This is a genomic window from Massilia arenae (assembly GCF_008014745.1).
In the GTDB taxonomy this organism is placed as follows: domain Bacteria; phylum Pseudomonadota; class Gammaproteobacteria; order Burkholderiales; family Burkholderiaceae_D; genus Telluria; species Telluria arenae.
In genome coordinates this window covers 98,072-120,206 of the sequence record NZ_VPFD01000020.1, presented here as the reverse complement: position 1 = coordinate 120,206, position 22,135 = coordinate 98,072, and the positions used below count along the sequence as shown (strand labels likewise).

The following is a 22,135-nucleotide window of genomic DNA, read 5'->3' as shown; positions in this document are numbered from 1 at the left end:
CAACACCAAATGGGAAGTAGTCGGCGGCACACCTGACGATGCGGTTATCGAGATGCGCGTGTCGCCCCAAGCACGCAAGAAATGCCCTGGCCTGCCTGAAACCTGGCGTGTCCGTGCCATCACAATCATCGACCAAAGCGCTCGCAAACACATCCTGCTGACATCGCTTTTCNGACATCGCGGCCTGCTACACGCAGCGCTGGCAGATCGAGACGAGCTATCGTGAACTCAAGCAGACGATGATGGGTATGGCGCTCACTCTGCGTAGCCGTACCGTCGAAGGCATCTACCAGGAAATCTGGGGCACACTGACTGCCTACAATCTGATACGGCTCGAGATAGCTAAGGCAGCGTTGGAAGTGAAATGTGAGCCGACCGAGATTAGCTTTATCCGCGCCTTCCACGTCATACAGTACGAACTGCACTGGGCAGCCGTGACGAGGTCCTACGGCAAGTTGCCCGCCTTGATGCAGCGTTTGCGCCAGCGCTTGGTAATGCTCTTGAATGAAGAACGGCCCGGTCGAAAAATCGACCGGGCCGTAAAGGCCTTGCCTCAGCGCTACACCGTTCGTGTCCTGAAGCGGGACCTTAACTGAACGGCATTACCGCCGAAGCGGGCTTGTTGACACCAGATATCGAATCCGACGTGTCCTGGCTTAGTGGGAGGCTCAGTGATCCCAGAACACCGGCGCCCAGCGGAAAGTATCGCCCTCACGCGCCACCCGACCCACCGACGGGAATGGCAGGTGGGTGGCGACCAGCAGGCCCCCGTTGTCCGCCAGTTCGCCGAACAGCGCCATGCGTACGCGGGTCGATTCCCCCGGATCGTGTTCAAAGCCGTTCTGCCAGTCGGGATGGTCGAAGCCGACCGGGAACATGGCGTCGCCGGCAAAGGTCAGGCGCTGGCCGCTGGAGTCGATGTCGACCACGCAGTGGCCGGGCGTATGGCCGCCGGTGCGGCGCGCGACCACGCCTGGCGCGACCTCATGCCGCTCCTGGAACACGTGCAGACGGTCGCGGTACTGCTCCATGAACTGGCGCGCGGTCGAGCGCAGCACGTCCGGCACCGGCTCCGGCATGGCGGTCTGGCTGAAATCGGGCGTATCCCAGAACGCGACCTCGGCGGCGGCAACGTGGATGCGCAGGTCTGGACGCAGGCGTTCCTTGATGCCGTCGACCAGCAGGCCGCCGATATGGTCCATGTGCATATGGGTGATCACCACGTCGGTGACGGCCGACAGGTCGATGCCGGCGGCTTCCAGTCGGTGCGGGGTCTGTCCGGCGCGCGGGAAGCCGGGGAATTGCGAGCCCAGGCCGGTGTCGACCAGGATCACCTGCTCGCCGCTCCTGGCCACCAGCACGTTCAGCGGCCAGTCGAAGGCGTCCGGCGGCAGGAACATATGGTCCAGCCAGACCGCCAGTGCGGCCGGGTCGGCGTTGGTGGCCATGGTTGCGGCGGGCAGCGGCAGCACGCCGTCGCTGACCACCAGCACGTCGATCTCGCCGACGCGCAGGGCGTAGCGCGACGGGACCAGCTCCTCGGGCTGGTTCGTATTGTCTCGGGCATTCATATTGACATCTCCTAGGTTGGCGGCCCTTGCATGCGGGCCTGGCCAGTCGGACGACCGGCAGCGAGATGTCATCGTATGCAGCGTGGGCGCCGCCCGGTAGGCCTGCCGATGTGCTCACGGTGTTGACTGAAACGCACCAAAGCGACATGGTCGGGGGGGCTACGCATGCGCCGGTGTTGGCAGCGCGCGCGGCGCCATGTATGCTCGCGGGCATCCCATTCCGGCAACCACCACCAAAGAAAGAAGCCTATGAAACACCTGCTGTCCTCCTGCGTCCTCGGCCTGGGCCTGACGCTGGCGCTGGCTGGCTGCGACCGCGCCCCGGCGCCGCAGTCGGCCGCGGCCGCCGTCGCCTTCCAGAAGATCGACACCATCCCCGGCGCCGGCAAGGAAGCCGTGGCCGGCGCCACCGCCGTCGTCAACTACACCGGCTGGCTGTACGAGCCGGGCAAGGAAACGCTGCGCGGCACGCAGTTCGATTCCTCGGCCGGCCGCGAACCGTTCAGCTTCCAGCTGGGCGCCGGCCAGGTCATCCGCGGCTGGGACGAGGGCGTGCAAGGCATGAAGGTCGGCGGCAAGCGGACCCTGATCCTGCCGCCCGAGATGGGTTATGGCGCCGGCGGCGCCGGTCCGATTCCGCCGAACGCGAGCCTGATCTTCGACGTCGAACTGCTCGACGTCCGCTAACGCTCTGCCCTCAGGCGGCCATCACCGGCGCGCCGTAGTCGAGCGGCAGCAGCAGGTCGGGATAGCGCGCGCGCAGCGCGTCGATGGCGCTGAGCGTTCCCGACAGGTGCCTGCGCACCATCTGCTGCGCCGCTTGCGCATCGCCGCGCGCGATGGCCGCGGCGATCGCGCCGTGTTCATCCAGGATCGACTGCGCCTTGCCGTTGAGCGGCAGGTGCAGGCGGCGCAGGCGGTCCAGGTTGCCGCTGCGGCTGCGCATCATGGACCACAGGTCCGGCACCGCGGCGGCGTGGTACAGGCAGCGGTGGAATTCCATGTCGACCTGGGTGAACGTGCCCAGGTCGCCCGAATCCAGGCTGGCGCGCTGGCGTTCGACCAGCGCGGTCAAGGTGCGCGCCAGGACCGGGTCGGCGTCCTGGGCCAGCACCTGCACCATCTCGAGCTCCACCGACAGGCGCAAAAAATGCGCCTGCCTGGCCTGGGCCAGGTCGATGCGGCGCACCCGGGTCTGGTGCTGCGGATAGATGTCGACCAGGTGCTCCTCTTCCAGGCGCAGCAGCGCCTCGCGCACCGGGCTGGCCGACAGCTTGTAGAAGTCGCACAACTGGGGCCGCGCCAGCACCGTGCCCGGCTTGATCGCCAGGCTGACGATCAGTTCGCGCAGGTGTTCGAACACCTGGATGGTCGCATTGCGCGAGCGGTCGAGGTGAAAGTTGTCTGCGGCGAAATTCATGGTGGAGTCTCTCATGGCTTGCGGGTCAAAGGCGGCACTGGTATTTCAATGTTCCAGTGCCTGCCATTGTTCCCGATCGGCGCCCCGCTGTCCGCCCCTCGCGCGAATCAATCACGATCATGAGCGATCCGCGCCCTGCCCTTCATGCGCCGTGCATCAGCGCACCAGGCAGGGCCGCTTGGGGTCGAAGCGCCAGCCCGGCACCAGGAACTGCATCGCCGCCGCGTCGTCGCGCGCGCCCAGGCCCATATTGCGGTAAGCCTGGTGCGCCGCTTCGAGGGCATCGGGATCGAGCTCGATGCCCAGGCCGGGCCTGGCCGGCACCCGCACCTGGCCATCTTCGATGCGCAGCGATTCCTTCGTCAGGGCCTGCCCGTCCTGCCAGATCCAGTGGGTGTCGATCGCCGTCACCCGGCCCGGCGCCGCCGCGCCCACGTGGGTGAACATCGCCAGCGAGATGTCGAAGTGGTTGTTCGAATGCGAGCCCCAGGTCAGGCCGAACATCTCGCACAACTGCGCCACCCGCACCGAGCCCTGCATGGTCCAGAAATGCGGATCGGCCAGCGGGATGTCGACCGACTGCAGCTGCAGCGAATGGGCCAGCTGGCGCCAGTCGGTGGCCACCATATTCGTCGCCGTGGGCAAACCGGTGGCGCGCCGGAACTCGGCCATCACTTCGCGCCCCGAATAACCGTTCTCGGCGCCGCATGGATCTTCGGCATAGGCCAGCACGTCATGCTGGTCGCGGCACAGGCGCACCGCTTCATCCAGCGACCAGGCGCCGTTCGGGTCGAGCGTGATGCGCGCCGCCGGGAAGCGCTCCTTGAGCGCCACCGCCGCCTCCATCTCGGCGGCGCCATCCAGCACACCGCCCTTGAGCTTGAAGTCCTGGAAGCCGTAGCGCGCCTGCGCCGCCTCGGCCAGACGCACCACGCCCTGCGCATCCATCGCCTCTTCGTTGCGCAGGCGCAGCCAGGCGTCGTCGGCGTCTGGCTCGGCGCGGTAGTCGAGCGTGGTGCGGCCACGGTCGCCGATATAGAACAGGTAGCCGAGCATCGGCACCGCATCGCGCTGCCTGCCCTCCCCCAGCAGGTTCGCGACCGGTACGCCCATGAACTGGCCCAGCAGGTCGAGCAAGCACGATTCGACGGCGGTCACCGCGTGAATGGTGGTGCGCAGGTCGAAGGTCTGCAGGCCGCGCCCGCCCGCGTCGCGGCCGGCGAAGGCGCCGCGCATGGCGTTCAGTACCGCGAGGTAGTCGCCCAGCGACCGGCCGACCACGAGCGCACGCGCATCCTCGAGCGTGGTGCGAATCGATTCGCCGCCCGGCACTTCGCCCAGGCCGGTATTGCCGGCGCTGTCCGTCAGGATCACGATGTTGCGGGTGAACCAGGGCCCGTGGGCCCCGCTCAGGTTCATGAGCATGCTGTCGCGGCCGGCGACCGGGACGACGCGCATCGCGGTGACGACCGGCGCACCGCCTGCGTGCAAGGGCATGGATGGTACTGGAGGAGTCATCGTGTGAGCGCTCATTTGCGGCGGTAATAGTCGGACAGGACGTCGAAGGCCTGCTTGCGCACGCCCGTCTCGGACAGGATGCCCTTGCGGTTCCAGCCGTTCTGGAACACCGGGTGTTCGCGGCGTGGCGAGCGGAAGTCCTTCAGGATCCAGGGCGACAGGCCGCGCAGGGTCGGGATGCCCTCGGCCATGGCCAGCGTCTTGCGGTAGTACTCGGCCTGGTATTCCTCGGTAAACTTCTTGAGCCCCTGGCCGCGGTGGCCGGCCAGCGCATCGGCGCCGAACTCGGACAGGATCAGCGGCCGTTCGCCCGGGACGTTCCAGCGCAGCTTCGCGATGCCGTCCAGCGTGTCGGGACCGTACCAGCCGGCATACACGTTCACCGCCAATACATCGAGCTTGTCGATCAGCGGATCCTGGATCTCCAGCACGTCGCCCTTGCGCTCGACCAGCAGCGCAGCGCTTACCAGGCGGGTCGGATCGAGGGCGCGCACATTGTCGGCCATGGCGCCATGGAAGCGCGTGCGCGACGGAGAGACCGGCGTCTCGTTACCGACGCTCCACAGGATCACCGAGGCGCGGTTGCGGTCGCGGTAGATGGTTTCCGCCTGCATCACGAGCGCCTTGCGCAGCACGGCCGGGTTTTCCCAGTCGACGGTCCAATATACCGGGATTTCGCTCCACACTAGCAGGCCCATCTCGTCGGCCAGGCGCACCGTGGTCTCCGAGTGCGGATAGTGAGACAAACGCACGTAGTTGCCGTTCAGGCCGTGCTTGATCTCGTGCAGCAGCGCGCGCGAAGCCTGTTCGGTCATATTGCGGGCCGGATTCGGGCCGAACTCTTCCTCATGCAGCGAGATGCCGCGCAAGAACAGCGGCTTGCCGTTCAGGAGGATCTGGTTGCCCTTGACGGCGATGGTGCGGAAACCCATGCGATCACGTAGCTGGTCGCCACTGGCGCTAAAGCGCACGTCGTACAGGGTCGGCTTCTCGGGTGTCCAGCGCTCCAGGCCCTTCGGCGCCGGCAGCTCGATCAGCGCGCGGCCGTTGGCGTCGGTGGTAGCGCGCGCCGTACCGAGCGCACCGATCGCCACCGTCACCGCCTGGTTCGCGGCCTGCGGCCCCTGCAGCTGCACTTCGCCGGCGATGCGGCCATCGGAACGCAAAGTCAGCGTCGCATCGTCGATGAAGGTCGCCGGCGTGGTGATCAGACTGACCTTGCGGGTGATGCCGCCGTACAGGTCCCAGTCGGTGATCTGGGTCGGGATCGACTGGGCGTCGTGGCTCGAATCGACGCCGACCACCAGCCGATTGTCGCCCGCGCGCAGGGCCTCGGTGACTTCCAGCACGAAAGGCGTGAAGCCGCCCTCGTGACGGCCCACTTCCTTGCCGTTGAGGTAGACGTAGGCGCGGTAGTTGACCGCCTCGAAGCGCAGGAAGGTGCGCTTGCCGGCTTCTGGCCGCGCGTCGAACTTGCGCTGGAACCAGATCAGGCCATCGTAGTAGCGCAGCTCGGCCGCCGCCGCGTTCCAGGCGCCGGGCACGTTGATGAGCGGGCCGCGGTCCATGTCGAACTCGTAAAAATCGACGCCGCCCTTGGCTTCGACAGCGGCCACGTCGACGTCGCGCGCACGCTGCATGCGCGACTTGGCCACCCAGCCGTTGATGTCGGTCAGGCCGGTGCGGTACAGGTCCTTCGAGTAGGTCCACTGGCCGGACAGGTCCTGGCTGTCGCGGTGAAGCGCGCCGGTAAGCAGGAAGGCGGGGCGCAGAGAATCGGCCTGCGCCGCCTGCGCCAGCGCCGGCTGGCAGGCCAGCGCGCCGACAAGGATCCAGAATGTCGTGATGAGTTTTTTCATGTCTTTCGATCTCAGAAATCGTATTTCATGCGCACGCCGAAGTAGCGGTCCGAGTTGCGCGGCAGGGTCTGGGTCAGCACGTGCACGTTGCCGAACACATTGTAGTTATCGCCGACGAAGCTGGCATAGCTCTTGTCGAACAGGTTGTTGACGTAGAAGGTCAGCTTCACGTTCTGCGATGGATTGAAGAAGGCGATGCTGCCGTTGACGGTGCCGTATCCCTTCTGGTCGGCCAGCGGATTGGCAGCCAGGTCATAGTTCACGCTCGACTGGTACTGGCCGTTGATGTTGGCGATCCCGCTGTAGCCGCTCTCCCCGATCGGGAAATTATAGGTCGCGCCCAGATTGAGCTTGGTGCGCGGCGCGTTCGACAGGCGCTTGCCGGACAGGTCTTGCAGCGGGACCCCGCCGATCAGGATGCAGCCTTCGGCAGCGGTCTGGCCCGGATAGCAGTTCGTGTTCGGGAACTTCTTGATCGTCGCGTCGACCCAGGCCACCGAAGCTTCGAGCAGCAGCGTGTTGATCGGCTTGGCCTGCACCTCGAGCTCCAGGCCGCGGGTGCGTAATTCGCCGACGTTGGTGACGACGTTCTCGTAGGCCTGGGTGAGCGGATCGAGGCGGCGCGACTGGGCCTGGAAGTCCTCGTAGTCGGTGTGGAACACGGTGGCGTTGAGCTGCAGGCGGTTGCGGAAGAAGCGGCTCTTCATGCCCAGTTCCCACGATTCGGACGTCTCGGGCGCCACCGGCAGGCGCACGCGCGCCTCGTTGAAACCGGTCGAAACGTCGTAGCCGGCGCCCTTGTAGCCGGTGGCGAAGGAACCGTAGACCATCACGTCCTTGGCCAGGTCGTGCTGCAGCGCGATCTTGCCGGTGGTGGCGTCGTCGCGGCTACGGCCGTCGAAGATGGCCGGCACCGTCGGCAGGCGGTTGGCGAAGTCGACCTCGATTGTCTCGCGGTTGAAGCGCACGCCGGTGCTGACGCGGGTGGCCGGCGTGATCCGGTACTCGGCCTGGGCAAAGGCGGCGGCGGTCTGGTTGCCGGAACGCGCTTCCCAGTTGGCCAGGTTCGAGACCGGACCACGAAGGTAGCTGCGCTCGGTGCGCGAGTCGGCGTAATACAGGCCGCCGAGATATGTGAGCGCGCCGTCGCCGTTGGACGACAGGCGCAGTTCCTGGGTCGACATGCGCGAGCGGTACGGTCCGCCGGCGGTGACGCCGCCGTGGAAGCGGCCGTTCGACTGCGGGCCGAGCTGGTCGAGGTTGGTGCCGTCGAAGTCAGTCAGGAAGTCGAACTCCCAGTCCTGCCAGGTGGTGACCGAAGTGATCGTGTGGTTGTCCAGCTTCCAGTTCAGGGTGCCGGCGATGCTGCGCGACTCGTGTTCGGCGAAGCCCGGATCGTCCATGCGCACGTCGCGGTTGTCCGGGCCCGGCGTGATGCCGACCAGGGCCGGGCCGATCGGCGCCACGCCGCGCAGGCTGGCGCCTGGCGGCACCGACAGGAAGGTCGTCACCGGGCCTTCGATGCGGCGCTTGTTGTAGTCGGCGATCAGGCGGCCGTCGAGGCTCGTGGTCGGCTTGAAGTCCAGGCGCAGGCGTGCGCCCTTGCTGCGTTCGCCGTTCAGCTTGGCGCCCGACTCGAGGTTGGTGACGTCGCCCTCGCGGTTGCCGGTGTAGGCGTTCAGGCGATAGCCCAGCTTGTCGCTGATCGGGCCGGAGATGCCGGTTTCGAGGCGCTTCTCGCCGTCGCTGGTCAGGGTGACCTGCGCATGGCCTTCCTGCTCCTCGCTCGATTCCTTGGTGACGATGTTGATGACGCCGGCCGACGAGTTCTTGCCGAACAGCGTGCCCTGCGGGCCGCGCAGCACCTCGACGCGCGCGATGTCGCTCAGGTTCGAAAACGCCTGCAATTGCTGGATCACGGGCACGTCGTCGATGATCACCGAGACGGCCGATTCGATGCCGATGCTGAAAGCGAAGGTGCCGATGCCGCGCAGCGCGATATTGTTATTGTTCGGGTTCTCGTTGATGGTCAGGGCCGGCGCCACGCGGGTCAGGTCAGAGAAGCCGACGATCTGCTGGTTCTCGATCGCGCGTTCGTCCACGGTGCTGACCGCAACCGGCACGTCCTGCATCGCCTGTGGGCGTTTTTGCGCGGTCACCGTCACCACTTGCAGGCCGTCCGACGACTGCGTGTTCGTCTCTTGAGCCTGTGCGGTCATGGCGCCGGCGGCAAGGAGGGCCGCGGCGTGGGCGATGGCGGTCAGGGCCGAGCGGCGGCGCGAGGATGGAAAACTCATTGTGTCTCCTGATAATAATTATGAAATACGTTCTACGAGCGACGTGATCGACTAGTATTTCAGCGCTCACGCAGCCGTCCATCGCCGCCGCTGCCTGTGCTATCCGGCTGCGGCGGGTCCACGCCTGGCGTACCAGGCATGGGAAATCTCTGAAAAATGGCTGACTCGCACGGGGGCGAGCCAGCAAAGAGACAGCAGCTGACTCGGGTTGCCTCAGAGCATCCAATCGGCCCACTGCGGTGATATATTAGGATTCCAACCCACCATGCACAACAGCCTGGCGGGTTTAGTCATCAAGTTGAGCGAAGTGACAGTTTGGCGTGCGTTTCGATCACGCTCGTGATCGAAACTGTCGGACGTTGTGAAGGATCTCGCGTGCGGCATTGTGGCCGGGCGCGCCGGTGACTCCGCCACCGGGATGGTTGCCGGCGCCGCAGGTGTACAGGCCCGCCACCGGCCCGCGGTAATCGGCATGGCCCAGCATCGGGCGCGCCGAAAAAAGCTGGTCGAGCCCCAGCGCGCCATGGAAGATGTCGCCGCCCACCAGGCCGAACGTGCGTTCCAGGTCGAGTGGGCTCATGATCTGGCGGCCCAGCACCGCACGCCTGAAATTCGGCGCATAGCGGTCGACGGTGTCGATCATGAGATCGGCCACCTGCTCGCGGTGTTCGTCCCAGCTCGCCCCATCGGGTAGCTGGGGCGCGACGTGCTGGCAGAACAGGCTGGCCACGTGCTGCCCCGCCGGCGCCAGGCTCGGGTCGAGCGTCGACGGGATCAGGAGTTCGACGATCGGCGCTTGCGACCAGCCCGATGCCCGCGCGTCGTGGTAGGCCCGCTCCATGTAATGCAGGCTGGGTGCGATAATGATGCCGCTGCCATGGTGTTCGGCCATCGCCTTGCCCGGCAGGCAGCTGAAGTCCGGTAGTTCGGATAGCGCCAAGTTCATGCGGAAGGTGCCCGAACCGCAGCGCCAGGCCGACATCCGACGCAAAAAGTCGGCCGGCAGCGCGCCTGGATCGACCAGTCGGGTGTACAGCAGGCGTGGATTGAGGTTCGATACGACGGCGTGCGCATCGAGCCGTTCGCCGTCGCCGGTAACGACGCCGGTGGCGCGGCCCTTGTGCAGCACCACTTCGGCCACCGCGCAGTCGGTGCGGATTTCGACGCCGAGAGCTTGCACCGCCTTCGCCATCGCCTGGGTGATGGCGCCCATGCCGCCGATCGCGTGGCCCCAGGCGCCCTTCTTACCATTGACCTCCCCGAACACGTGGTGCAGCAGCACGTAGGCCGATCCCGGCGTATAGGGACTGGCGTAGTTGCCCACCACGCTGTCGAAACCATAGGCAGCCTTGATCGGGTCGCTCTCGAACCAGCCGTCCAGATAGTCGCCCGCCGATTTGGTGAACAGGTCCAGCAGTTCGCGCTGGCCGGCCAGCGACAGCTTGCGCATGCGGTTGCCGAGGCGGCCGGCCTTGAGCAGCTCGGGCAGCGCGGCCAGCCAGCCGCCCTCGATGCGGTTGGGCGGCGTCTGCAGCACCAATTCGCGCAGCAGGTCGGCCGCGTCGTCCAGCTGGCGGTGGTAGTCGTCCAGGTGCGCAGCATCGCGCTGCGAGAACTTGGCCACTTCAAGAGCGGTCCGGCCGGCGCCGACCTTCAGGTAGCGGCCGTCCTCGAGCGGGAGGAAGTTGGAGAGCGGGCGTTCGACGATCCGTAAGCCATGCCGGGCCAGCCCCATGTCATGGATCACCTTGGGATTGAGCAGCGAAACCGTGTAGGCGGCCACCGAGTTGCGAAAACCCGGATGGAATTCTTCGGTGACCGCGGCGCCGCCGACGACGTCGCGCCGCTCGAGCAGCGTCACCTTCAGGCCGGCGCGCGCCAGGTACCAGGCGCAAACCAGGCCGTTATGGCCGGCGCCGATGATGATTGCGTCGCGCATCTGGCGTCTCCCCGAAGCGTGCAAGCGAACGCGACGATTCTACCGAGGGAATGGCCCGATGGCAAAAAAAAGCCCCTGCGGACAGGGGCTGGGTCATGCTCGCCTTACTTCGCGGCCGCCGCCTTCGCGCGCGCCGCGTGCAGCTTGCGGTAGCTGTCGATCAGGCGGTGGTGGCGGTCCAGGCCTTCCAGTTGCATGCTGGTCTGGGTCAGACCGTGGAAGCGCACGCTGCCATCGACCGCGCCCAGCACCGCGTCCATCCGCGTGTCGCCGAACATGCGCCGGAACTTGACGACGTAGTCGTCCAGTTCCATCTCGTCGTCCAGCACCACTTCGAGCACCACGTTCATGGCCTGGTAGAACAGGCCGCGCTCGACGGTGTTGTCGTTGTACTGCAGGAAGGCGCCGACCAGTTCGTGCGCGTCCTCGAAGCGCTGCAGCGCGAGGTTGATCAGGAGGCGCAGCTCGAGCACCGTCAGCTGGCCCCAGTCGGTGTTCTCGTCGAACTCGATGCCGATCAGGCTGGCGATGTCGGAATACTCGTCCAGCTCATTGTTTTCCAGGCGCTCCAGCAGCGCCTCCAGGCTGTCGTCGTCCAGGCGGTGCAGGTTGAGGATGTCGGAACGGAACAGCAACGATTTATTCGTGTTATCCCAGATCAGATCTTCGACCGGATACACCTCGGAATAATCGGGCACCAGGATGCGGCAAGCCACCGCCCCCAGCTGGTCGTACACGGCGGTGTAGACTTCCTTGCCCATCTCTTCGAGGATGGCGAGCAGGGTTGCGGCTTCCTCGGCGTTGGCATTGTCGCCCTGCGCGGTGAAGTCCCACTCGACGAAATCGACTTCCGACTTGGCGCTGAAGAAGCGCCACGAGACGACGCCGCTCGAATCGATGAAATGCTCGACGAAGTTATACGGCTCGGTCACGGCTTCGCTGGCGAAGGTCGGCCGCGGCAGGTCGTTGAGGCCTTCGAAGCTGCGGCCTTGCAGCAGTTCGGTCAGGCTGCGCTCCAGCGCCACCTCGAAACTCGGGTGGGCGCCGAAGGAGGCGAAGACGCCGCCGGTGCGCGGGTTCATCAGGGTCACGCACATCACCGGGTATTGGCCGCCCAGGGATGCATCCTTGACCAGCACCGGGAAACCCTGCTCTTCAAGGCCCTTGATGCCGGCCACGATGCCCGGGTATTTGGCCAGCACCTCTTGCGGCACGTCGGGCAAGGCCATCTCGCTTTCCAGGATCTCGCGCTTGACGGCGCGTTCGAAGATCTCGGACAGGCACTGCACCTGCGCTTCTGCCAGCGTATTACCGGCGCTCATGCCGTTACTGGCATACAGGTTTTCGATCAGGTTCGATGGGAAATACACGACCTCGCCGTCCGACTGGCGCACGAAGGGCAACGATACGATGCCGCGCTCCACATTGCCCGAATTGGTGTCGATCAGGTGCGAGCCGCGCAATTCGCCATCGGGATCGTAGAACGACAGGCTGTATTCGTCGAGGATGCCGTCCGGCAGCGCATCGTCCGGGCCGGGCTTGAACCAGCGCTCGTTCGGATAATGCACGAAGTCGGCGTTGGCGATGTCTTCGCCCCAGAATACGCCGGCATAGAAGTGGTTGTTGTTCAGGCGTTCGATGTATTCGCCCAGGGCCGAGGCCAAGGCGCTTTCCTTGGTCGCGCCCTTGCCGTTGGTGAAGCACATCGGCGAATGCGCGTCGCGGATATGCAGCGACCAGACATTGGGAACGATATTGCGCCACGACGCGATCTCGATCTTGATGCCCCAGCTGGCCAGCATGCCCGACATATTGGCGATGGTCTGTTCCAGCGGCAGGTCCTTGCCCGCGATATAGGTGCGCGATTCCGCGTCGGGCTGCAGGGTCAGCAGGGCCTGGGCGTCGGCGTCCAGGTTGGCCACTTCCTCGATCACGAATTCGGGGCCGGCCTGGACGACCTTCTTCACCGTGCAACGCTCGATCGAGCGCAGGATGCCCTGGCGGTCTTTCTCGGAGATGTCGGCCGGCAGCTCGACCTGGATCTTGAAGATTTGCTGGTAACGGTTTTCCGGGTCGACGATATTATTTTGCGACAGACGGATATTCTCGGTCGGGATATCCCGGGTATTGCAATACAACTTCACGAAATACGCCGCGCACAGGGCCGACGAGGCCAGGAAGTAGTCGAATGGGCCTGGCGCCGAGCCGTCGCCTTTATAGCGGATGGGCTGGTCGGCGATGACGGTGAAATCGTCGAACTTGGCTTCCAGGCGAAGCTTGTCGAGGAAGTTGACTTTAATTTCCATGGAAAAATCCAGATACGGTGGGTAAAAATACAAAGCCCTGTCGGGACAGGGCTCATGGGGGTCACTGTACAGTACGGAATTTCTCGTGGAGAGTCGCGCTTCGCTCGATCCGCTACTGCCAAGATAGCGCGCGTATTTTAACACGCAGGTGCTTCATCGCCGCCCGGCCCGATGGTGCAATGCACTGCTTGCTCAGCCGTCACTGGGTTACCATAAGGATAATAATAACGAAGGGTAACCCATGCACACGACACGGAGACGCATCTTGAAACAAGTCGGGGCCGCCATGCTGGCCGCATCCACATCGGGGGCAGCGCTGTCCGCCACGCCTGCATCGGCAGCAAGCTGGCCACCGGCGCCCGCCACGATCCCGCTCTGGCCCGAAGGCGTGCCCGGCGCCCGCACCGGCCTGGAACCGGAACGCTACGTCGATGGCAGGATCAGCCGGGTTGCCGAACCCACGCTTACTGTCTATCCGCCCGCGGTCGACCGCGCCAACGGCAGCGCCGTCATCATCTGTCCCGGCGGCGGCTACGAGCGCCTGGCCATCGAGCGCGAGGGCGAACAGTATGCGCGCTGGTTGTCGAGCCTGGGCGTGACCGCCTTCGTGCTCAAGTACCGGATGCGTGAATTCGGCCATCCGGCGCCGCTGCAGGACGTGCTGCGCGCGGTGCGCCTGGTGCGCTCGCAGGCGGCGCAGTACAAGCTGCGGCCGGAGCGCATCGGCGTGATGGGCAGCTCGGCCGGCGGCCACCTCGCCGCCAGCGCCGGCACCCTGTTCGACCATCCGCTGGGACGCACCGGCGCCCAGCTCGACGCCGTCAGCGCGCGGCCCGACTTCCTGGTGCTGATGTACCCGGTGATCGCGCTCGACGGGCCGGCCGCCCACGTGGGTTCGCGCAACGCCCTGCTCGGCACGTCGCCCAGCGCGGCGGACGTGGAACTGATGTCGGTGGCGCGCCAAGTGACGGCGCGCACGCCGCCGACCCTGCTGATCCATACCCAGGCCGACGCCGCCGTGCCGGTCGAGAACAGCATCCTGTTCTACCAGGCGCTCACGCGCGCGAAGGTGCCGGCCGAGATGGTTTTGTTCGAGCATGGCGAGCATGGCATGGGTATGCGGCCCAATCTGGGAACAGCGTCGGCGTGGCCGCGGCGCGCCGAGGAGTGGTTGCAGGCGCGTGGGCTGCTGGACCGATCGAAATGAACCCGCTTGGCCGGCGCCCCGAATCCCGCCGGTCCGCCTGGGTCCTGCTTGCGTTGTCCTTACGCACGGTGCTAATATAGGAACCGATCGGTTCACATATTAGCCAGCACCCAGGAGTATCGATGACAAACCATAGCGGTCTCGGTCGCCCACGCGAATTCGAACTGGACGTCGCCGCGCGCGATGCAATGAACGTCTTCTGGCACCGGGGTTACGAAGGCGCTTCCCTGCCCGACCTGATCGAAGGCACGGGACTGTCGCGCGGCAGCCTGTACAAGGCCTTCGGCGACAAGAAGGGCTTGCTGCTGGCCGCGCTCGACCTGTACATGGACAAGGGTCTGCAAGCCACCGCCGACCTCCTGTCCGGGCAGGGCTCCGCCAGGGACGCAATCCGTGCTTCCCTGATGCGCCTTGCTGACCTCTCCTCCGGCGAAGCGGGGCGGCGTGGATGCCTGATCGTGGCGATGGCTACCGAAGTCGGCACGCACGACCCCGATATCGCCGAGCGCACCGGCCGCATGTTCCGCCGCCTGCAACAGCTGTATGGGCAGGCAATCGCGCGCGGCCAGGCCAGCGGTGAGATTGCGCGACGCGACCCGCAGGTGCTGGCCCACTTTCTTGTCTGCCAGATCCAGGGCATGCGCGTGCTGGGGAAGACCGGCGTTGGCAAGGCGGATATGACCGCGCTCGTCGACACCGCCATGCGCATTCTCGACTAATTTTTTTGTCCACTTCGGAACCGATTGGTTCCGTAAAAGGGAATCCTATGACGCACACAACCCCACCCGAACCGCGCCGCTGGGCAATCTTCGCCATCCTGCTGGTCGGTTCCTTCCTGCCACCGCTGGACTTCTTCATCGTCAACGTGGCGCTGCCGTCGATCCAGTCCGAACTGGGCACGTCGGCATCGGCCGAGCAGCTCGTCATCTCATCTTATGCCGCGTTGTATGCGGTCACGCTGATCAGCGGCGGACGCCTGGGCGATCTGTTCGGCCGTGGCCGCATGTTCCTGGTCGGACTGGCCGGCTTCGCGGCCGCCTCGCTGCTATGTGGCCTGGCGTGGTCGCCGGCGGCGCTGATCGCCGGACGCGCCTTGCAGGGGGTGACGGCGGCCATCATGGCGCCGCAGGCGCTCGCGTCGGTCCATGCGATCTTTCCGGAGGCCGATAAGCCGCGTGCCCTCGCCCTGTACGGCGCCGTATTCGGCCTGGCCTCCGTCATCGGACAGGCGCTGGGCGGCATCCTGATTTCACTGGACCTGTTCGGCATGGGCTGGCGCATGATCTTCCTCGTCAACCTGCCGGTGGCGCTCCTGGTCCTGGTGTTCGGCCTTCCCCTGCTGAAGGAAGCGCGGGCGCCGCGTTCGAGCAGGCTGGACCCTGGCGGCACGGCGCTGTCGGTGCTCGCATTGGGCGCCATGATCGTTCCGCTGATCGAAGGCCGGGAAGCTGGCTGGCCGTGGTGGTCCTGGCTGGGTTTGTGCGCCGCGCCCTTGCTGGCATGGTGCTTCTGGCGCTACGAAGCCGGCCTCGTCCGCGCGGGCGGTGCGCCCCTGGTCGATCCCTCCTCCCTGCGCGCACCGGGCATGCGACGCGCACTAGCGATCGCGTTGCTGTTGTACGCGCTCGCTGCATTTTTCCTGCTGTTCTCGATCTATCTGCAGAATGCGCTGCACGTGAGCGCCCTGGACGCTGGCCTGGTCTTCCTGCCGTTCGGCGTTGGCTACCTGCTCGGGCCCCTGGCGACACCGCTCGGCAGGCGCCTCCTCGGCGACTGGGTCAATCCGATCGGCATGGCATTGATGGCAGCGGGCTTCGTCGGCCTGGCCGCGCTGGTGGCGGCAATCCCGGTGGGCGTCGCGCCGCCGGGGGCAACGCTGGCCGCCCTGCTCTTCGCCACCGGCTTCGGCCAGGGGCTGGCGCTGCCGTCGCTGATGCGGATGATCACGGGCCGCGTGGCGCCCACCCATGCCGGGATGATCGCCGGCGTCGCAAGTTCGACCCTGCAAGTCGGCGCCGCGCTCAGCGTGGCCCTGATCGGGGGCATCTTCTTTACCGTCCGCGGCGTCCACGACGACCCGGCGGCGATCACGGACGCCTTCATCGTCGCGATCCTGTGCATCGCCTTTTGCCTGGGCCTCGGCGCGGTGCTGGGGGCGACGCTGGCCCGTCAGGCGAGCGACACCCCGGCAGTGACAGGCCGGACCAGCGGTGCGTAAGGCAGCCAACATCCACATCTTTTCCCGAGAGCGTCCCCACCGCGTCATCTCAGGAGCCTCAGAAAATGAACATCGATTCCCTCCCCGTGCGCCTGCGTAGGGTTGCATTGTAGAGCCAACAGGAATGGAAAAGAGCGTCTGCCAGGCGCCCTTTTCCTGCTAGCCGTGTTTGAGGATTGTTATCTTTTTCGTAGTCGTTAGCATTAGCTGATGTAGTTTGCGGAGCATCTAATGTTGGTTAGTTACGTTTTATGGTATGGTGACGCCACATCCATCCAACACGTCTCGCCATGCACACCTCTACTTCATGGGACGCCGACCCAGTCAAATCCTTCAAGGCATTCATATCCACCACGGCTTTCGCCGAAACCGGCCGGCGCCAGCGCGCCGACGGCACGCTGCGGGTGCTGTCCGCCGAGTCGGCAAAAATCTACCTGTTCATGTTCAACAACCTGGCGGGCTGGCTGCAGGAACAACGCATCACCTTCTCCCGGGTCACGCAGGCCGACCTGCTGCGCTTCATCGGCCGCACGGTCAAGGGCAAGCGCGTCCTGAACAGCAAGATCGCCTACCGCTACCTGCGCCTGCTCGAACGCTGCTACGAGCATCTCGGGGTCGTACCCAATCCGGCGCAAGAGGCGATCCTCGGCATCGACCGCGCCCACATCGCGAAGGACGAAGCCGGACGCACCCTGTCGGAAGACCAACTGCAGCGCTTCTTCGCCGCGCTGCCGGCCGAGGCGCCGCGGAAACGCCGCAACACGCCATTCGATGGCTGGAAGCGTCGCCGCGATCGGGCCATGCAGGTGGTCATCGCGCTGGCGGGGCTGAAGGTAACGGAAGCGGTCGGTCTCCTGACGACAGAAGTCGGCCGCCAGGCGTCGATCGACGGCGCGCTCGTGCTGACGATCACCCCTGAGGAAAAGCTCGACACCAGTCATGAACACGAAGTCGCCCTCCCCCGCGAAGGCGCCGACGAGCTGCGCGCCTGGCTCGAAGAGCGGGAAACGATGGCGATCCCGGGCGAGCTCGTATTCCCGGCCAACCTCACCGGCGCCAGGATGACCAGGAAAACCGTCTACATGCAGATGCGCGCCACCTTCGAGCGGGCCGGCATGGATTTGTCGCGCTCGGGCGGGCGCACCTTGCGCAACACCTTCGCCAAGCGCCAGCTCGATCAGGGCGCGAGCCCCGACGAACTGAAGGACGTGCTGGGCCTGGCGCTCGAGCGCTCCGCCGCCGACTACAAGCTCACGCGCGTGAAGCCCGACCCGGAAGCGTAAGCAGCGCGTGCAGGACTGTCAGGCCGCCAGCAGGTGCGGCCCGATCTCGCTGACCGAACGCACGCCGGTCAGGACCATATTGGTGCGCAAGTCCTTCTCCATGATCTGCAGCAGGCGCTCGACCCCGGCCTGGCCCTGCGTGGCCAGCGCATACACGAAGGCGCGCCCCAGCAGGACGCCGTCCGCCCCCAGCGCCAGCATCCGGAACACGTCGGTCCCGGTGCGCACGCCGCCGTCGGCGAAGATCGTCATCTGTCCCTGGACCGCGGCCGCGATCGCGGGCAGCACCGAGGCACTGGACGGCGCGCCATCGAGCTGGCGCCCGCCGTGGTTCGACACGACGATGCCGTCGGCGCCGAAGGCCAGCGCATCGCGCGCATCCTCCGGATCGAGGATTCCCTTGATCACCAGCTTGCCCTGCCACTCGTCGCGGATCCACTGCAGGTCAGGCCAGGCGATGCCGGGATCGAAATTGGCGCCGAGCCAGCCGATGTAGTCGGCCAGGCCGGTGGCGCTGCCGCGATAGGCCGTGATGTTGCCCAGGTCGTGCGGGCGGCCAAACAGGCCCACATCCCACGCCCAGCGCGGATGCAGCGCGGCCTGCAGCATGCGCCGCAGCGGCGCGTTCGGCCCGCTCATGCCGCTGTGGGCGTCGCGGTAACGCGCGCCGGGCACCGGCATGTCCACCGTGAACACCAGCGTGCGCGAGCCGAGTTCCCATGCACGGCGCATCACGTCGCGCATGAAGCCGCGGTCCTTCAGCACGTACAGCTGGAACCAGATCGGGTGCGCGGCCTGGGCCGCTACCTCAGCCAGCGGGCACACCGAGACGGTCGATTGGATGAACGGGATATTGCGATGGCAGGCGGCGCGCACCGCCTGCACCTCGCCGCGCCGGGCATACATGCCCGTCAGCCCTACCGGCGCCAGCGCGATCGGCAGCGAATAGCCTTCGCCGAACCACTGCACGTTCAAATCGAGCTGCTCGGAGCCGCGCAGCACGCGCTGGCGCAGCTTGATCGCCTGCAGGTCGTCGACGTTGCTGCGCAGGGTCTGCTCGGCGCCGGCGCCGCCGTCGAGATAGTGGAACAGGAAGGGAGGCAGCCGGCGGCGCGCGGCCTGGCGGAAGTCGGTGGCGGACGAAATGATCATGTACGGGGTCGAGATGGGCAGATGATGAGCAGATGAGCGGATCGAATCCGCAGTCTACGCCGCCGCGCGCCTCCTCGTCCATCGACAGGGCCGGGATAATCAGTGTCCTGATCGCGCGCGCGGTATTGACGTGCAGCGCAAACGCTCAAGCGCCTGATTAAATGGACCACGAAGCCGCCCGCCCGTTGACACTTCCCGAATGGAAAATGAATACTCGGCCGGGCAAGCCTTGATCAGCGACAGGATAACCATGGCGTCCCCCTCCCACTACCAAGCACTCAAACGCGGCGCGGCCCTCGCGCTGCTGGCACTGGCCTGCACCGCCTGCGCCGCCCCGGGCCGCCAGCTCGAACCGCTCGATCGCGGCGTCGTCGCGATCCACACCGGCGACGGCAATTTCGTCAGCTGGCGCGCGCTCGGCCCGGAAGACCCGGCCACTACCTTCAACCTGTACCGCGACGGCGTGCGCGTCAATACCACGCCGCTGAGCGCGACCAACTTCGTCGATGCCGGCGCCGCCGCCAGCGCGGCCTACAGCGTACGCGCCGTCAGCAAGGGGGCGGAGAGCGCCGTCGATGCGCGCGCCGGCGCCACCTGGCCGCAACCGTTCAAGACCATCCCCTTGCGCAAGCCCGCTAGTGGCGTCACGCCCGGCGGCGAAGCCTATACCTACGGCGTCAATGACGGTTCCGCCGCCGACCTCGACGGCGACGGCGTCTACGAATTGCTGGTCAAGTGGCAGCCGACCAACGCCCACGACAACGCCCATCGCGGCTACACGGGTCCGACGCTGATCGACGCCTACCGCCTGGACGGTACGTTCATGTGGCGCATCGATCTGGGCAAGAACATCCGCGCCGGCGCCCACTACACGACCTATCTCGCCTTCGACTTCGACTTCGACGGCGACGGCCGCGCCGAACTGATGGCCAAGACCGCCGACGGCACGGTCGACGGCGTGGGCAAGACTATCGGCGACCCGGCGGCGGACCATCGCAACAAGGCAGGCTACATCCTGGCCGGCCCGGAGTTCCTGACCGTGTTCGACGGCCGCACCGGCGCTGCCCTGGCCAGCACCGACTACACGCCGCCGCGCGGCGACGTCGCGGCCTGGGGGGATGCCTACGGCAACCGGGTCGACCGCTTCCTGGGCGGCGTGGCCTACCTCGACGGCAAGCGGCCGAGCGCCGTGTTCGCACGCGGCTACTACACCCGCGCCGTGCTCGCGGCCTGGGACTGGCGCGACAACAAGCTTACCCGGCGCTGGGTGTTCGACAGCGACCTTCCTGCCAATGCCGCAGCCGCCGGCCAGGGCGCGCACTGGATGGCCGTGGCCGACGCCGATGGCGACGGCCGCGACGACATCGTCTACGGCGCCGCCACTATCAGGAGCAACGGCACCCTGATGTACAGCACCGGCCTGTGTCACGGCGACGCCCTGCACGTCGGCAAGCACGATCCCAGCCGGCCCGGCCTGCAGGTATTCATGGTGCATGAGTCGCCATCGTGCTACCGCGGCAACGGCGCCGAGATGCACGACGCTGCCACCGGCAAGGTCTTGTGGGGCATCGCCAGCACCATCGATGTGGGACGGGGCATCTGCATGGACATCGATCCCGCGCACCCCGGCAACGAGTGCTGGGCCGCGATCGGCGGCATCAACGACCCGGCCGGCGGCCTGGTGAGCGCCGCCGGAGTGCAGATCTCGCGCACCCGCCCGCGCGCCTTCAACTTCGGCCTGTGGTGGGATGGCGACCTGCTGCGCGAATCGCTCGACGGCACCCGGATCGAAAAATGGAACCCGCAGGCGCAGCGCCTCGAACCGCTGCTGGACGGCGCAAAACACGGCGCCGCCTCGATCAACGGCACCAAGGCCAATCCCGTGCTGTCGGCCGACCTGTTCGGCGACTGGCGCGAAGAAGTGGTCTGGCGCGGCGCCAACGACGAGGCGCTGCTGGTGTTCTCCACCACGGCGCCGACCCGGCACCGCATCCCGACCCTGATGCACGACACCCAGTACCGGGTGCAGGTAGCGGCGCAGAATGCCGCCTACAACCAGCCACCCCACCCCAGCTTCTTCCTCGGCGAAGGCATGACGCTGCCGCTGCAGACTTCCGACTAATCCAGATAGAGCTTTCGATATGAATCTTCGCGTTTCCCTTCCTCTTGCTGCCGTCGCCGCGCTGTTCTCCTTCGACGCCAGCGCCTTTGATCGCCTGAGCGTGACCGCCAGCCATGCGCTGGACATCGCGCGCCCGGCCGAGACGATCTCGGTCCCCTGGGCCCGCGTCAACGATGCGCTGCCCCAGGCCCGTTCGCAGCAGCTCGTGATCAAGGACGCCGCTGGCCGCACCCTCGCTTACCAGGTGACCAATGTCGACGCCACCGCCAAGGACCCGAAGATGATCGGCGCCGCCTATGGCGAGCTGCTGTTCCAGTACGACTTCAAGGCCGGCGAGAAGTCGGCCACCTTCACGATCGAGAAGTCCGGCGCCACCGTGCCGCCGTTCCCGCCCAGGACCTATGCGCGCTTCGTCCAGGAGCGGCTCGACGACTTCGCCTGGGAAAACGACAAGCTGGCGCACCGCGCCTACGGCCCCGCGCTCAAGGCGCCGGCGGCGCCGGGCAGCGACAAGGAAGTGCTGGTCACCAGCGGCCTCGATATCTGGTTCAAGCGGGTGCCGTATCCGGTGGTCGACCGCTGGTACAACATCGGCCACGACCACTACCATGAAGACCAGGGCGAAGGCATCGATATGTACAACGTCGGCCCGACCCGCGGCGCCGGCGGCACCGGCATCTGGGATGGCAAGCAGCTCCACGTCGGCGCCAACTACCGCGAGTGGCGGATCCTGGCCAATGGCCCGATCCGCACCGTGTTCGAACTGCACTACGACGCCTGGGATGCCAACGGCGCCAAGGTGGCCGAAGTGAAGCGCTTTACGGTCGACGCCGGCCGCTATTTCGACCGCATCGACAGCACCTTCACCTTCAGCGGTCCGGCCACGCTCAATGCCGCCGTCGGCCTGCACAAGACACCGAGCGACAAGGGCCAGGAAGTCAAGGTCGACTTTGCCGAGAACAAGGCGGACGGCAGCCTGGTGCAATGGGTCACGCAGCGCAGCTTCGGCGACTTCGGCGTGGCGGTGATCGTGCCGTCGGCCTCCGCCTTCGCCGCCGACGCGCGCAACGGCCTGGTGACGGCGCCGGTCACGTCCGGCAAGCCGCTGCGCTACCACGTCGGCGCAGCATGGACCCGCGGCAGCCCGTTCGCGACCCAGGCGCTGTGGCAGAAGCACGTCGCCGACGAGGCGGCGCGCCTGCGCTCGCCGGTGAGCGTGAGCCTGGCGGCGGGACGCTGACAG

General features: G+C 66.3%; 15 protein-coding genes and 1 pseudogene. 8 read left to right on the top strand and 8 right to left on the bottom strand.

The features are described 5' to 3' along the window. Nucleotides 1-596 (top strand): annotated as a pseudogene (locus FVD38_RS18225) (transposase); the annotation flags it as partial. Between the two features lie 72 nt (nt 597-668). Here the strand turns inward: FVD38_RS18225 and FVD38_RS18220 are convergent. Continuing rightward, entirely contained in the window at nt 669-1,571 is a 903-nt protein-coding gene (locus FVD38_RS18220) for an MBL fold metallo-hydrolase (RefSeq protein WP_147936132.1), read from the bottom strand. Nucleotides 1,572-1,820: 249 nt separating this feature from the next. On the opposite strand from FVD38_RS18220, the gene FVD38_RS18215 reads away from it, so the two are divergent. After that, nucleotides 1,821-2,258 carry an FKBP-type peptidyl-prolyl cis-trans isomerase gene (locus FVD38_RS18215; protein WP_147936131.1) on the top strand — a complete coding sequence of 146 codons (438 nt, stop codon included), beginning with the start codon at nt 1,821-1,823 and terminating at the stop codon, nt 2,256-2,258. Nucleotides 2,259-2,268: 10 nt separating this feature from the next. On the opposite strand, the gene FVD38_RS18210 is transcribed toward FVD38_RS18215, so the two are convergent. From FVD38_RS18210 to FVD38_RS18185, 6 genes are all read right to left on the bottom strand, one after another. Next, complete coding sequence (locus FVD38_RS18210; protein ID WP_147936130.1) at nt 2,269-2,991, bottom strand: GntR family transcriptional regulator; 723 nt, start codon at nt 2,989-2,991, stop codon at nt 2,269-2,271. Nucleotides 2,992-3,147: 156 nt separating this feature from the next. Beyond that, entirely contained in the window at nt 3,148-4,488 is a 1,341-nt protein-coding gene (gene gudD, locus FVD38_RS18205; RefSeq protein WP_147936129.1) for a glucarate dehydratase, read from the bottom strand. A gap of 32 nt (nt 4,489-4,520) precedes the next feature. Then, entirely contained in the window at nt 4,521-6,368 is a 1,848-nt protein-coding gene (locus FVD38_RS18200) for a glycoside hydrolase family 2 protein (RefSeq protein WP_147936128.1), read from the bottom strand. Nucleotides 6,369-6,379: 11 nt separating this feature from the next. Beyond that, the gene (locus FVD38_RS18195) at nt 6,380-8,665 is read right to left on the bottom strand and encodes a TonB-dependent receptor (RefSeq protein ID WP_229493789.1); all 2,286 of its coding nucleotides are present in this window, start codon (nt 8,663-8,665) and stop codon (nt 6,380-6,382) included. Nucleotides 8,666-8,996: 331 nt separating this feature from the next. Beyond that, on the bottom strand, nt 8,997-10,604 hold the full coding sequence (locus FVD38_RS18190; RefSeq protein ID WP_147936127.1) for a phytoene desaturase family protein: 1,608 nt from the start codon (nt 10,602-10,604) through the stop codon (nt 8,997-8,999). Between the two features lie 104 nt (nt 10,605-10,708). After that, complete coding sequence (locus tag FVD38_RS18185; protein ID WP_147936126.1) at nt 10,709-12,910, bottom strand: OsmC domain/YcaO domain-containing protein; 2,202 nt, start codon at nt 12,908-12,910, stop codon at nt 10,709-10,711. Between the two features lie 265 nt (nt 12,911-13,175). On the opposite strand from FVD38_RS18185, the gene FVD38_RS18180 reads away from it, so the two are divergent. From FVD38_RS18180 to FVD38_RS18165, 4 genes are all read left to right on the top strand, one after another. Continuing rightward, nucleotides 13,176-14,117, top strand: a complete 942-nt coding sequence (locus tag FVD38_RS18180; protein ID WP_229493787.1) for an alpha/beta hydrolase — start codon at nt 13,176-13,178, stop codon at nt 14,115-14,117. 122 nt (nt 14,118-14,239) lie between these two features. Next, entirely contained in the window at nt 14,240-14,836 is a 597-nt protein-coding gene (locus FVD38_RS18175; RefSeq protein ID WP_147936124.1) for a TetR/AcrR family transcriptional regulator, read from the top strand. Nucleotides 14,837-14,883: 47 nt separating this feature from the next. Next, a complete protein-coding gene (locus tag FVD38_RS18170) occupies nt 14,884-16,335 on the top strand; it encodes an MFS transporter (protein ID WP_147936123.1) in 1,452 nt (483 codons plus the stop codon). A 290-nt stretch (nt 16,336-16,625) separates the two neighbouring features. After that, a complete protein-coding gene (locus FVD38_RS18165; protein WP_147936122.1) occupies nt 16,626-17,618 on the top strand; it encodes a site-specific integrase in 993 nt (330 codons plus the stop codon). 18 nt (nt 17,619-17,636) lie between these two features. On the opposite strand, the gene lldD is transcribed toward FVD38_RS18165, so the two are convergent. Continuing rightward, nucleotides 17,637-18,770 carry an FMN-dependent L-lactate dehydrogenase LldD gene (gene lldD, locus FVD38_RS18160; RefSeq protein WP_147936121.1) on the bottom strand — a complete coding sequence of 378 codons (1,134 nt, stop codon included), beginning with the start codon at nt 18,768-18,770 and terminating at the stop codon, nt 17,637-17,639. Between the two features lie 250 nt (nt 18,771-19,020). Between lldD and FVD38_RS18155 the strand changes: the two genes are divergently transcribed. Together FVD38_RS18155 and FVD38_RS18150 are read left to right on the top strand one after the other, a co-directional pair. Continuing rightward, nucleotides 19,021-20,892 (top strand): rhamnogalacturonan lyase, encoded by a 1,872-nt coding sequence (locus FVD38_RS18155; protein WP_147936120.1) that lies wholly within the window; start codon nt 19,021-19,023, stop codon nt 20,890-20,892. A 19-nt stretch (nt 20,893-20,911) separates the two neighbouring features. Continuing rightward, the gene (locus FVD38_RS18150) at nt 20,912-22,132 is read left to right on the top strand and encodes a DUF4861 family protein (protein ID WP_147936119.1); all 1,221 of its coding nucleotides are present in this window, start codon (nt 20,912-20,914) and stop codon (nt 22,130-22,132) included. Nucleotides 22,133-22,135 lie beyond the last annotated feature (3 nt).